The 12,856-nt window shown below is 41.7% G+C and carries 10 protein-coding genes and 1 pseudogene; 5 read left to right on the forward strand and 6 right to left on the reverse strand.

The features are described from left to right. The first annotated feature begins 9 nt into the window (after positions 1-9). Complete coding sequence (yfmF, locus tag AC0C66_RS19810) at positions 10-810, forward strand: Fe(3+)-citrate ABC transporter ATP-binding protein YfmF (protein WP_088679822.1); 801 nt, start codon at positions 10-12, stop codon at positions 808-810. Between the two features lie 577 nt (positions 811-1,387). Here yfmF and AC0C66_RS19815 read toward each other — a convergent pair. Next, positions 1,388-2,851, reverse strand: coding sequence for a formylglycine-generating enzyme family protein (locus AC0C66_RS19815; protein ID WP_088679823.1), 1,464 nt, complete (start codon positions 2,849-2,851; stop codon positions 1,388-1,390). Positions 2,852-3,187: 336 nt separating this feature from the next. Here AC0C66_RS19815 and AC0C66_RS19820 point away from each other — a divergent pair, with 336 nt between their 5' ends. After that, positions 3,188-4,408 carry an MFS transporter gene (locus AC0C66_RS19820; protein ID WP_088679824.1) on the forward strand — a complete coding sequence of 407 codons (1,221 nt, stop codon included), beginning with the start codon at positions 3,188-3,190 and terminating at the stop codon, positions 4,406-4,408. A gap of 481 nt (positions 4,409-4,889) precedes the next feature. Beyond that, complete coding sequence (locus AC0C66_RS19825) at positions 4,890-5,909, forward strand: NADP-dependent oxidoreductase (protein ID WP_461845946.1); 1,020 nt, start codon at positions 4,890-4,892, stop codon at positions 5,907-5,909. 52 nt (positions 5,910-5,961) lie between these two features. On the opposite strand, the gene AC0C66_RS19830 is transcribed toward AC0C66_RS19825, so the two are convergent. Together AC0C66_RS19830 and AC0C66_RS19835 are read right to left on the reverse strand one after the other, a co-directional pair. After that, positions 5,962-6,402, reverse strand: coding sequence for a GNAT family N-acetyltransferase (locus AC0C66_RS19830; protein WP_014113006.1), 441 nt, complete (start codon positions 6,400-6,402; stop codon positions 5,962-5,964). A gap of 67 nt (positions 6,403-6,469) precedes the next feature. Next, on the reverse strand, positions 6,470-7,600 hold the full coding sequence (locus AC0C66_RS19835) for a DEAD/DEAH box helicase (protein WP_461845945.1): 1,131 nt from the start codon (positions 7,598-7,600) through the stop codon (positions 6,470-6,472). A gap of 171 nt (positions 7,601-7,771) precedes the next feature. Here AC0C66_RS19835 and AC0C66_RS19840 point away from each other — a divergent pair, with 171 nt between their 5' ends. Then, positions 7,772-9,328, forward strand: coding sequence for an ABC-F family ATP-binding cassette domain-containing protein (locus AC0C66_RS19840; RefSeq protein ID WP_087987746.1), 1,557 nt, complete (start codon positions 7,772-7,774; stop codon positions 9,326-9,328). Between the two features lie 65 nt (positions 9,329-9,393). Here the strand turns inward: AC0C66_RS19840 and AC0C66_RS19845 are convergent. Continuing rightward, a pseudogene (locus tag AC0C66_RS19845) lies at positions 9,394-10,542 on the reverse strand (IS3 family transposase). A 186-nt stretch (positions 10,543-10,728) separates the two neighbouring features. After that, complete coding sequence (locus AC0C66_RS19850; protein WP_014113002.1) at positions 10,729-10,866, reverse strand: hypothetical protein; 138 nt, start codon at positions 10,864-10,866, stop codon at positions 10,729-10,731. 191 nt (positions 10,867-11,057) lie between these two features. Here AC0C66_RS19850 and AC0C66_RS19855 point away from each other — a divergent pair, with 191 nt between their 5' ends. Beyond that, positions 11,058-11,603 carry a GNAT family N-acetyltransferase gene (locus tag AC0C66_RS19855; protein ID WP_072182913.1) on the forward strand — a complete coding sequence of 182 codons (546 nt, stop codon included), beginning with the start codon at positions 11,058-11,060 and terminating at the stop codon, positions 11,601-11,603. A gap of 34 nt (positions 11,604-11,637) precedes the next feature. On the opposite strand, the gene AC0C66_RS19860 is transcribed toward AC0C66_RS19855, so the two are convergent. Next, positions 11,638-12,828 (reverse strand): MFS transporter, encoded by a 1,191-nt coding sequence (locus AC0C66_RS19860; RefSeq protein ID WP_461845919.1) that lies wholly within the window; start codon positions 12,826-12,828, stop codon positions 11,638-11,640. Positions 12,829-12,856: the final 28 nt, after the last annotated feature.

Below are 12,856 nucleotides of genomic sequence, written 5' to 3' on the forward strand. Positions count from 1 at the left end.
GAGGATACCATGGGAAAACTGGCTGCAGACCAGCTCACTCTTTCATATGACAGCACAGTGATTATTGACGGAGTCGATTTAAAGATAGAAGAAGGAAAAATCACTGCGCTCATCGGCGCCAATGGCTGCGGGAAATCAACAATCCTCAAATCGCTCGCCAGGCTGATGGCTCCAAAAAGCGGTACGGTCCTATTGGAAGGAAAAGATATACACCGCCAGCCGTCAAAAGAAGTCGCAAAAAAACTGGCCATTCTTCCTCAATCTCCTCAGGCTCCTGAAGGATTGACGGTAGAGGAATTATGCTATTTCGGCAGACATCCTCACAAAAAGCTGTTATCCAAGCATACCCAAGAGGATCACGACATGGTAGAGTGGGCGCTGGACGCAACGGGCATGATTGAGCTGAAAGAACGGACACTGGATGCCCTGTCAGGCGGCCAAAGACAAAGAGCATGGATTTCCATGGCGCTTGCGCAAGGCACTGATTTGCTTTTGCTTGATGAACCGACCACGTATTTAGACATTTCACACCAGATTGAAGTGCTCGAGCTGCTGAAAAAGCTAAACCGCGATCATGGCCGCACCGTTGTGATGGTGCTCCATGATTTAAACCAGGCCGCTCAATATGCTGACTATCTGATCAGTGTGCTGGACGGAAAAATACACAATGCCGGAACACCGGAAGATGTGTTTACCCAGCCGTTTTTCCGTGAAGTCTTCGGCTTGGAATGCTGCATCATGAGAAGCCCGATCGACCAGAAGCCCATGTGCCTGCCGACGGGCCTGTGCCCGAAATTACGGGCGACATAAAAAGGAGGGAATGCCTAGGGCTGTCGAGAAACTTGACAGCCTTCATTTTCCCTTATAATATTTCATTCTCACATTTTAATTGATGTTTAACTAAAAAAACACGTTATTCTTCTCATGTTCCACACGAGATACTCTTAACATAAAATTAAATTTGTTCTTATTGACCAACTTGTTAAAGTTGTATATCTCTTCGAATCTCAACAAGACATAGAAAAGACCGAAAGAATTATAGTAAGTCATCCCTCGAAATGTGTGGAAAGACCAAAAAAAGTGACAAAATTAGCTTGTGTATCAGAAAAAGAAAGAATCAAATCAGTTGTAAAGGGATTTGCTATTGCAGGTTCAATTAAAAATCGAAATATAAATTAACGGAATATTGTATATTTTCCACAAAATATATTGAAAATCGTAATACTCAACGAAGCTTGGGCTTAATGTCTCTTTTTCTGATTCTCAATCCGATAATTATTAAAAACATTTAAAATAAAAGCTTGTAGAAAAAACATTGTTTTTTCTACAAGCTGAACATTATTACACAATGTTAGTATACTTTTATCAAGTCTCTAATCTAGGATGATTAATAAATTGCTTTATTAGTAATTGGCCCATTAATTGATTCTCTAATTTTATATACTGGAATATTCTTTACGCATCTAATTCCCATTTCATTGTGTCGACAGAAAGGAATATCTTTTGCTCTAAAGGAAGGGAACATTAAGCCTGGATGAGAGAAGAATGATCCTCCTTTAAGAACGGCAAATGAGTTAACACTATTAAATGGTACATTCTCAAAAATAGGGTGGAAAGCTCTCTTTGTTTTAAGCTCACTTCTAGTCCACTCCCATGTTCCGCCGATCATACCGCATACTCCATAGGGACTTTCACCATTTTGTTCAAAAATATCACTTGTTAAATGATTTAATTCTTTATCAGCATGAGCTTTTAATAAATTTTCTCTCCAGGACTTTAAAGAAGTAATGGGTTCATTATAAAGACTTCCAGCATATTGAACCTTTGCAGGATCAAATTTATCTCCCCAAGGCCAGATATTACCTTTTTCGCCTCGAGCAGCTTTTTCCCATTGAAACTCGGTTGGCAATTCTTTCCCCTTATATCTTGCGTAAGCAAATGCATCATAAAAATCTATACCTGTAACGGGATGATTATCTAAATACCTATCATCCCAATATGTATTTCTTCTATGTTGTTTATTCTGCGGTTCATTAGGATGACAGAATATATGCCCATTTTCCTCTATGAACTCGGTAAAGATATCATAATCTTTATTTGTAACAGGATACTTATCAATAAAAAATGGAGGTAACCATACTTTTTGTCTAGGAACAGCATCTTTCCAATTAAATGTTTTGTCAGGAATTTCATTTTCATTTAAACCGAATTCAAAAAAGCCACCCGGAATTAAAATCATCCCATCTTCTTCTGTTTTTTCGAATTCCTCTATTAGACTTTGAGGAATTTTTTCTTCAAAGTCAAAGTTATTAGGAAGGATACCATTTTGATCAAAATAATTTTTTAGCATTACTAGCTCTTCATTTTTTTCAACACCGAATATATCTAATAATGTACTTAATACTTTTTGGGCCCCTAATCCCACAGGTTTTTTAGGATAGCTTATACTCTCCCTGACATCATCAATGATCGAAGACAAATATGCTACCGATTCTTCAATTTTATGATTTGCACAGACATCCATAGCTTTAAAAGAAACTAAATCATCCGGATCCTGGGTTAGATTGATTATAGTTTCTACAGCAGAGAAATAAGGTACCCATTTTTCAACGAAATCAATTAATCTATACCTTATGTAAGTATTCGGATAAGCAATACACATACCAAACACATTTTCAGCTGCTACAGGGTGTTGAATTTTATTTAGTAGAGTCATAATTCTATTATCGATTAAACTCTTAAAATCATTTTTGTTATTTTCCGGAACAGAAGTAATAAGTTCTTCAACTTCAATTAATATTTCTATATCTTTATTGTAAATTGATTTATGATCTTGCATTAATAGAGTCAATTTACGATAACCTCCCGATTTGTTTATTGAAATAAGGAATAGCATTTAAATGCTATTCCCTAAATGTTTACCATTTTTCATTAGTATAAAGAACCGGGCTAACAATCGATTTTCTCCAGTTTTTTCTTAATTTTTTCATGGTTTTCCCCCCTTTAATAAGATATGTGGTTCCCTGGCTATTGATAGAATAGTCAGAGAACTCAAATAAACAATAACAATAAATAGAATAAAAGTAAATAGTTTACAAGGAAATTTTTTCTTTACTTTTGTTGTTTTAAGGTGTTTAAATATGTTTAAGCTCTTTACCGAGAAAAGTTATTCCAAGGGAGGATACATATGAGTAAAGGTTATTATTCTATTTTATTTAGCCAGACCACTACAAATTTAGGTTTTTCTCTATATACTATGGTAGTGATTTCGTTTTTGTTTAAAATGACCAATTCGACAACCATCGCCTCTCTGGTGACATTAATAAGTATTATTTTTCGTATTTTTGGAAGTGCTATATTACCGTTAATAACAATTCGATTAAAACTGCATCTTACAATAATTATTTCTCAATTGATACAAATGCTGTTGTTAATATGTTTGTTCTATTCTTTATTAAGAACTTACTCTAATCAAACTCTCATTTTAGTCTTTATTATTATTAGCTGTATTTCCTTTTTTAATGGATGGTTCTCACCTTTAAAAAGTGCAATTATAGGGGAAATAATCTCTCCTGATAAAAGAGTAAAGGCAAATGGATTATTATCTACAGTGGACCAAACTTTTCAATTTGTAGGCTGGTCTTTAGGTGGTCTCATAATTGCATTTTTAGGTGAGGGATATACTATTATACTTACTATCTTTTTGTTGTTTACATCTCTTATTTCTCTTTTATTTTGTCTACCACACGGCCACGCTAATTCTGTCATACGTGAAAAAAATTCTCCCAATAAGAGTATAGTAAGTGGTTGGCGGTATTTATTTAGCCAAAAGAAACTTAGAACAATTATTATTATGGATTTAATTGAGTCATGGGCAGGAATGATTTGGATAGGGTCTGTCTCTTTAGCTTTCGTTAACGAAGTCTTGCATAAAGGAGAATCATGGTGGGGATTTATTAATGGAGCATACTATTTAGGTTCGATGATAGGGGGATTTATAATATATAAGCTGTCGGAGAGATTTCAAAATAAGTTAATTAATTTTATGTTAATTGGTGCTGTCTCATATGGAAGTTTAACTTTAATATATGGATTTATAAGTAATTCATACTTAGCTCTAATATTGGTTCTCTTTATGGGGCCGGCTTATATATTAAGAGATCTTACACAAGAAACATTTATTCAGAACATAACAACCGAGCAAACTCGAATTAATATAATGTCTGCAAGGTCTTCTTTAGTACAGTTCATTTTTATGTTTTCAATTCTGGCTATAGGAGCTATTTCAGATTTCCTTGGAGTTCGTTTAGTTTATGTTTCAGCAGGTATTCTTTTATTAGTGTCCGCAATATATGGATTTTCTCAATTGCAATTCAAGAAAAAGGTAAATAAACCTATAAGCTTTTAATAAATACCTAAAATTTAATTAATATGTTTTCGTTTGCTTTTCCGCGTGTTTTATTAAAAAGTAAACATTACTAAATTGAAAAAGAAAATGGTCGAGTACAATCGATTGTCTGTTTCAGAAAAACTCAGCATAAAAGAGAAAAAATTGAGCAATGCTTTGCAGATGCAAAACAATTGCATAGACTTTGCTATGGCAGATTGATGGGAAAGCAAAATGTGAACGACTAAGCTCCCCCTAGCAGATGCTTGCAAGAATATGAAGAAGAATCGACATATACACTAGCCAATCTTAACTAGTGTGCAGAAGCTCTTTTTCTGTTCTTTTTTCTAATAATGATAAATGACTAAAGAGAACTTTTAAACAAAAGAGCTTGTAGAAAGCATAAGTTCCTCTATAACCTTTTTTGTATGCCGGTTTACCTTTTGTATTTCATCACTAGTCCGTGTTACATTGGTGTCAATCAAGTAATAGGAGGATGAATATGACAAAAACTCAGCAGCAGATTCAATTAGCCAGACGTCCGCAAGGGGTTCCCGTTCATGAAGACTTCCGCTTTGAAACGATCCCCGTCCCTGAACCCCAGCAGTGTGAAGTGCTTGTCAAAACGTTTTATGTATCGGTTGACCCTTATATGCGCGGCCGTATGCAGGATACGAAGTCATATGTTGAACCGTTCGGCTTGGATGAAGCGCTCTCTGGCGGGGTTATTGCTGAAGTCGTGTCAGACGGTGAGCATCTGAAAAAAGGCGATATCGTCATCGGAAACCTAAGCTGGCAGGAATTTTCGGCTGTCAGCGAGTCTGCCTTGCGAAAAATTGATACAAGCCTCGCTCCCGCTTCGGCCTATCTCGGCATTTTGGGAATGACCGGCTTGACGGCATATTTCGGACTGCTGGACATCGGGCGCCCGAAAGAAGGTGAAACCGTGGTCGTCTCCGGAGCTGCGGGAGCCGTCGGTTCAGCTGTCGGGCAGATTGCCAAAATCAAAGGCGCGCGAGTCGTCGGCATCGCAGGCTCCGATGAGAAAATCGCGTTTTTAAAACAGGAGCTGCAATTTGACGAAGCCATCAATTACAAAACAGCAGAAGATATCCAGAAAGCGCTTGAAGACGCTTGTCCTGACGGTATCGATGTGTATTTTGACAATGTCGGCGGGCCGATTTCAGATGCGGTCATGAACCTGCTCAATGAATTTGCCCGCATTCCGGTGTGCGGCGCCATTTCTTCCTACAACGCGGAAAGTGAAGCAGATGACATAGGACCTCGCGTCCAATCGAAGCTGATCAAAACGAAGTCTCTGATGCAAGGGTTTATTGTAGGCGACTACTCCGATCGCTTTTCTGAGGGAGCAAAACAGCTGGCCGAATGGCTGAAGGACGGAAAGCTCCATTACGAGGAAACCATCACAGAAGGCTTCGAAAACATTCCTGACGCGTTTCTCGGCTTATTTAAAGGCGAAAATAAAGGAAAACAGCTGATCAAAGTCAGTGATCCGAGCTGACATGATAATGAAAACAAGGAGGGCTTTTTGCCCTCCTTGTTTTTGTGTATGGTCAGGTCCGAAGAATCAAAGTGAGAAAGCCATCTTCATCAGGTTCTTCCATAGTAAATCCAGCTGCTTGAAAGCAAGCCAAACTGATTCGATTGTCTTCTTCAATGCATGCAGCCCATTCCCGCACTCTAGTAAAATCAGGGTCATTCAGCAGTTTTTTTAATATCTGTTTTCCGTACCCTTGAAGCCGGCACAAGGGATTTACGATCAATCCAATATACGCCCGCTCCCCCACGAACTCCATAACAACCATCCCTGCCGGCAGCTGCCCGTCATATGCCATGATGACAGTATTGTCTTCATCTTTATTCACTCGTGCATACCACACATCTAATGGCAGCATCCCATCCATTCTTCGCATGGTATCCTCATTTTCAAACCATTGTTCAAGAATTTTCAGCTCAGGCTCCTTCAATATTTGAAATCTGTCTATTGAAGCCATCTCCTCACCCCGCACGAACCTTTTTCTATTATTTTACAACAAAAAGAAGGGCTTTCCGCCCTCCTTTTTATTTCATCTTCAATTTTCCGCCTGCATAAACAGCTTCACTCAGCTCCACGCCAAGCTTCTTCGCCATTTTTTTCAGCTTTGATTCTTCCAGTTTCGTTACGAGGCTCAGCACGTTGCCTTCTTTCCCAGCCCGTCCTGTTCGGCCTGATCTGTGAACATAGCCGTCTTCGTCAGGAATATCAGCATGAATCACGTACGGCAGGTTTTCGATATCCAAGCCGCGCGCGGCAATGTCAGTCGCCAGCAGCAGCGGAAACTCGCCCTGTTCAAACGCTTTAATGATCTTCGCCCGCTCCATCTTTTTCGCCTCACTGTGAAGAATGCCAAGATCCACATGATGGTACGCCAGTTTTTCCGCGTATACGCTCAGGTTTCCGATGTCTCTCACAAACACAAGCGCCTGCATGCCTTCAAGTCTTGAAAGCTTTTGCAGCAGCTTAACTTTGTCACGCTGGTCACAAATGAGGTATTGGTGCTTCACTTTGCCTGCTTCCGCTTTGCTTCTAGCCACATTCAGAATCTCAGGCTCGTGCGTCAATTCACGGAGCACGTCTTCTGTTTCCTTTTTAAGAGTGGCAGAAAAACATAGAAGCTGCCGGTCTTTTAATGTCGTTTTAATGATCTGCTTGATCGTTTCGCGATGCTCCGGCAGGACAAGCTGATCCGTTTCATCCAGTACAATCGTTTTCACTTCATGCATTTTGAGTTTCTTCGTTTTAATCAGTTCAAACACCCTGCCCGGCGTACCAACAATGATATGCGGATGTTTCTTCAGCTTTTCGACCTGCTTCTTCACATTCGCCCCGCCGATTAAGGAAGCCGCGCGCAGCTCTGAGCCCGCTTTCCAATCCTGAATCACCTGAAAAATCTGCATCACCAGCTCACGCGAAGGCGCTAAAATCACCGTCTGCGGATGCTTCTGATCTGGTTTGATCCGTTCCAAGACCGGCAGTGCGTATGCAAGTGTTTTGCCTGTGCCTGTCGGAGATTCCGCGATGACATCCTTTCCGTCCATAATCAGCTGTGCTGCCTGCTCCTGAACAGGGGTTGGCTTTTGAAAGCCGGAAGCATTCCAATTCTCTTGTATAAATGATTGTGCATTATGTAAAAATGGCCAAGTTTGCGTCATTTTTGTTCTCCTCAATTCCTGAAATCTATTCCATAGTATCTCAAAACCTCGCCCTGAACGCAATTTTTCTTTTTCTTTCCTATACCTTTCAACATTCCGATTCCTCCTTTATAATCAAAAGGGTGAATATTTCACGCCGATTGTGCGTGTTCAAACGATAGAGGTGTAAACATGAGTATTTTATCTGTAAAGGATTTAAGCCACGGCTTCGGTGACCGGGCCATTTTTAATAACGTCTCCTTCCGCCTGTTAAAAGGCGAGCACGTCGGACTGATCGGCGCAAATGGTGAAGGAAAATCAACCTTTATGAATATTATTACCGGAAAGCTTGAACCTGATGAGGGAAAAGTCGAATGGTCAAAAAATGTCCGTGTCGGCTATCTGGATCAGCATACCGTGCTGGAAAAAGGAAAATCCATCCGTGACGTCCTGAAAGACGCATTCCATTATTTATTTGCGATGGAAGAAGAAATGAACGAGATTTACAACAAAATGGGCGAAGCTGATCCCGACGAGCTCGAAAAGCTGCTTGAAGAAGTCGGCGTAATTCAAGACGCGCTGACGAACAATGATTTTTATATCATTGATTCCAAGGTGGAAGAAATCGCCCGCGGCCTCGGCTTGAGCGATATCGGATTAGAGCGCGATGTCACCGATCTGAGCGGCGGACAGCGCACCAAGGTTCTTCTCGCCAAGCTTCTCCTTGAAAAGCCGGAAATTCTGCTTCTCGATGAGCCGACCAACTATCTTGATGAGCAGCATATTGAATGGCTGAAACGCTATCTGCAGGAATACGAGAACGCGTTCATCCTGATTTCCCATGATATTCCGTTCTTAAACAGCGTCATCAACCTGATTTATCATGTTGAAAATCAAGAACTGACACGCTATGTCGGCGACTACCATCAGTTTATGGAAGTCTACGAGGTAAAGAAACAGCAACTTGAAGCCGCCTACAAAAAGCAACAGCAGGAAGTCGCAGAGCTGAAGGATTTCGTTGCCCGCAACAAAGCCCGTGTCAGCACGAGAAACATGGCGATGTCCCGCCAAAAGAAACTCGATAAGATGGATATGATCGAGCTGGCGGCAGAAAAGCCAAAACCGGAATTCCACTTCAAGCCGGCGAGAACGTCAGGCAAGCTGATTTTTGAAACGAAGGATCTGGTGATCGGTTACGATTCCCCGCTATCACGTCCGCTCAACCTCCGCATGGAGCGCGGCCAAAAAATCGCTCTTTACGGCGCAAACGGGATCGGAAAAACTACCTTGCTGAAAAGCCTGCTTGGCGAAATCCAGCCGCTTGAAGGCTCTGTAGAACGCGGCGAGCATCTCTTTACCGGCTATTTCGAGCAAGAGGTCAAGGAGACAAACAACAATACGTGCATCGAAGAGGTATGGAGCGAATTCCCTTCTTACACGCAGTATGAAATCCGTGCCGCTCTGGCAAAATGCGGACTGACAACAAAGCATATCGAAAGCCGCGTTTCCGTATTAAGCGGAGGCGAAAAAGCAAAAGTCAGATTATGCAAGCTGATCAATTCGGAAACAAACCTGCTGGTGCTCGATGAGCCGACAAACCACTTGGATGTCGACGCAAAGGAAGAGCTAAAACGCGCCCTCAAAGAATATAAAGGCTCGATTCTGCTCATTTCCCACGAGCCAGAGTTTTATATGGATATCGCGACAGAAACATGGAACTGCGAGTCTTGGACGACAAAAGTGCTTTAAATCGAAGAAAACCCGCCTGCTGAAGGGACTGACCCCCGTTTTTGAGACAGGGATCAAAACACCTTTTAAACAGCCAATTGCCGATAGTTTATCGGTGATTGGTTGTTTAGTTTCGTTTGAATACGAATATTGTTATAATAATGAATGTATTCTATGACAGTGCGTTCTACGATGGCGGTCGTAGTTCGATCAATGCTGTTAAGATAGAACGTTTCAGACTTTAGTGAGGAATGAAACGATTCGATGGAGGCATTATCAGCGGGCGTCCCTTTGCGGGACATGCTCATGGTAATGCCTTTTGTGTTAACAGCTTTTTGATACTCGTAAGATGTATACACAGAACCTTGGTCACTATGTAACACGCAGTTCTCAGGCAGTGTTGGCAGCTGATCAAGTGTGTCTAAGACAAAGTCTGTGTCCTGCTTATCGCCAATCGTAAAAGCAATCACTTCTCCATTGTATAAATCTAATATACTGGAAAGGTACAATTGTTTCTGTCCATAACAAATATGTGATGTCCGTTACTAGTTTTTCAAGAGGGCGATCAGACTGAAAGTTCCGATCCAATATATTATCGACTACGGCATATGGCTGCCCATTCTTCTTGCGCTTTTTCACCTTAACCTGGCACTGCCATTGATTTTTCTGCATAATACGTTGAACCGTTTTATGGTTAATACTCATTCTCTTTTTTAGTATGGCTGTGATTTTTCGATATCCATATCGATACTTGTGCTCTCGGCACAACGTGCCGATTTGTTTTTCCAAATGGCGCTTGGGATAATCTTTCATCAGATTCTTCTTCCAACGATAATAGGACGCTCGAGAGATACCTAAATGAATACAGATATCCTGCACGGTCATTGTGCTATGCAATGCTTCTACAAGTTCGACTGACGTTTCGCTATCAACTTCCTTTCCAATTCGTTGTACTTTTTTAAAACTTCATTCTGTTGTCTCAGATAACGGTTCTCTGCCTGCAGTTTCTCTAATTCGGAAGAATACTCTGGACCTTTTCCGTAAGTGTATTGCTTTCCAACAGGCTGTTCGAATCGATGTATATCCCCAGCCTTATGCCATCTAACCCATGTCTGAACCTGTGTCTTATTCTTAATATTCAATTCCTGCATGATCTCTTTCATAGGCACGCCTGCCAATCTCATTTCTACAGCCTGCAGTTTCACTTCAACCGGATAACTCACTCTTGTCCCCATAGAAAAAACACCTCCAAGTCTAATTTCGGATAACAACTATCCGTTTTCAAACTAGAAGGTGTTTTTTATTTGTCTCATATTATGGGGTCAGTCCCGAAGGGCGGGTTTTTTTAGTGCCATTTTTTCTGAACGATTCTCAGGAGCTCTCTGTCTTTTAAAATGAGCTGCAATGGCGATGTGAATTCATCAAGTGTCAGCTCTCTTTTCATCAGCCCATGCGGTGAACCATTCAACCGAAAAGCTGTTTTTCATGACGCTGTGTATGTAATGATAGAGCACCTGTAAACACTTCTGATCATATTCGTCAGGCTTTGCCTTATCCATGGCAAACGTCCCCTCTTCAGCATGAACCATCACCTGATATGGCAATCGTAATGAACGGATACATCCTCAGTTTCTTCAAAATAAATGCCCGCCGCGTCGATGCCTGACCGAAGTGGATGTCCTTTCCTGCACCAATTCGATTATAATGCCATTATAACGAATAATACTTACTGATAGTGAAGGGGTATAACATGATCATCGGCAAAAAAGAATTCAATGTAAATGAACTTCAATACACCATTCGATCAGCTTGTGCAGAGGATGCACAGAAGCTGTCTGCATTAAGGCTGAAAATTGATGGAGAAACGGAATACATGGATCGCGAGAAGGGTGAGGATTTCATAGATGCATCGAGTTTTGAACAACGGATAAAGGAAGATACTGAGAAAGAGAGAAACTTATTTTTAGTTGCTGAAGTGCAGGACAGGCTCGCGGGGTTTTCCAGATGTGAGGGAACTGACTTAAAGCGATCCTCGCATAAAGCGGAGTTCGGTGTATGCGTGTTAAAAGAATTTTGGGGTTATGGCATCGGGAAGCATCTTTTACAGCAATCTCTCTCTTGGGCGGATACCAACGGAATTAAAAAAATCTCACTGAATGTCCTGGAAACAAACGAAAGAGCCATTTCACTATATAAGACATACGGATTTGAAGCAGAAGGAATCTTAAAAAAGGAGAAATTGCTTTCTGACGGAAACTACTACAATACGGTTGTAATGGGAAGGTTCCATGATTAAAAAAGACACTGCATATGCGCAGTGTCTTTCGTTATTAATGACCCGCCTTAACTCCGGCAAAATGTTTACGTCCCATGAGAAGGACAAGCATGCCGACAAAAACGACGATTCCGCCTACTGTATATGGTGTGCTTGCGGTGAAGTGTTCTGACAGCATTCCCGCAATCCACGGAGCGAGTGCGCCGCCGATGAAGCGGACTGAGCTGTAGGCTGAAGACGCGATTGATCGTTCAACAGGCGCAGCCCCCATCACAGCTGTCGTCATGATGGTGTTGACCATACCGAGGACAGCACCGGCGACAACGATACATGTAATAATCAGTGTCTGATGGTCTGTCCAGATCCCCATGATCATGAGAATGGCCGCAAAGGCGATAAAGAGAACGACGAGTGAACGCACTGTGCCTAGCGCTTTGTGTACGAGCGGCGCCGTAAAGACTGACGTAATCGCCAGCAGAAGGCCCCAGCCGAAGAAGACATATCCGAGACCGTGTTCATCTAAATCCAGTACGAACGGAGAATAAGCAAGCAAAATAAAAAATCCAAAGTTGTATAAGAACGCAGATACCGCCATCGTCAATAGCCCTTTATATTTGAGCGCCTTCATGGCATCAAACACACCGACGCGTTTTGCCGGTTTTGGCAATTTCGGCAGCATGAAAGAAATCGCAATTAACGCTATAAACATCAGGACAGATACCCCGAAGAACGGTGCGCGCCATGACATGCTTCCAAGCTCTCCGCCTGCAAGCGGCCCGACAGAAATCCCGAGACCGAGCGCAGCCTCATACAAAATAATTGCTTGGGCGCTGCCCCCGACTGACACGCCGACGATAACCGCAAGCGCTGTTGAAATAAACAAAGCATTACCTAATCCCCAGCCGCCGCGATAGCCGACTAGCTGAGCAATTGAACTTGAGCTGCCGCCAAGCGCCGCAAACACAATAATAAAAATAAGTCCGAGAATTAATGTCCATTTCGCGCCGATGCGGCTGGAAATGGCTCCTGAGAAAAACATCATAAATCCGGTAACAAGCAAATAACTTGTAAACAAGAGTGATACTTCACTAGGTGAAGCATGTAATTGTGCGGCAATTGCCGGAAGAATTGGATCGACCAGCCCGATTCCCATAAAGGAAATCACACAGGCAAAAGCGACAGCCCATACAGCTTTCGGCTGACTGAGCAAGCCCGTTTTCTGATTCACTTGTTTTGTCTTATCCATTTGACCTGACCTCCATCTTTATTCCATT

This window comes from Bacillus sp. VA13, from assembly GCF_055710085.1.

What these genes read in the sequence shown, in the direction of transcription:
- yfmF (WP_088679822.1), top strand. Translation starts at nt 10, where the DNA reads ATGGGAAAACTGGCTGCAGACCAGCTCACTCTTTCATATGACAGCACA.
- AC0C66_RS19820 (WP_088679824.1), top strand. Translation starts at nt 3,188, where the DNA reads ATGAGTAAAGGTTATTATTCTATTTTATTTAGCCAGACCACTACAAAT.
- AC0C66_RS19825 (WP_461845946.1), top strand. Translation starts at nt 4,890, where the DNA reads ATGACAAAAACTCAGCAGCAGATTCAATTAGCCAGACGTCCGCAAGGG.
- AC0C66_RS19830 (WP_014113006.1), bottom strand. Translation starts at nt 6,402, where the DNA reads ATGGCTTCAATAGACAGATTTCAAATATTGAAGGAGCCTGAGCTGAAA.
- AC0C66_RS19835 (WP_461845945.1), bottom strand. Translation starts at nt 7,600, where the DNA reads ATGACGCAAACTTGGCCATTTTTACATAATGCACAATCATTTATACAA.
- AC0C66_RS19840 (WP_087987746.1), top strand. Translation starts at nt 7,772, where the DNA reads ATGAGTATTTTATCTGTAAAGGATTTAAGCCACGGCTTCGGTGACCGG.
- AC0C66_RS19850 (WP_014113002.1), bottom strand. Translation starts at nt 10,866, where the DNA reads ATGGATAAGGCAAAGCCTGACGAATATGATCAGAAGTGTTTACAGGTG.
- AC0C66_RS19855 (WP_072182913.1), top strand. Translation starts at nt 11,058, where the DNA reads ATGATCATCGGCAAAAAAGAATTCAATGTAAATGAACTTCAATACACC.
- AC0C66_RS19860 (WP_461845919.1), bottom strand. Translation starts at nt 12,828, where the DNA reads ATGGATAAGACAAAACAAGTGAATCAGAAAACGGGCTTGCTCAGTCAG.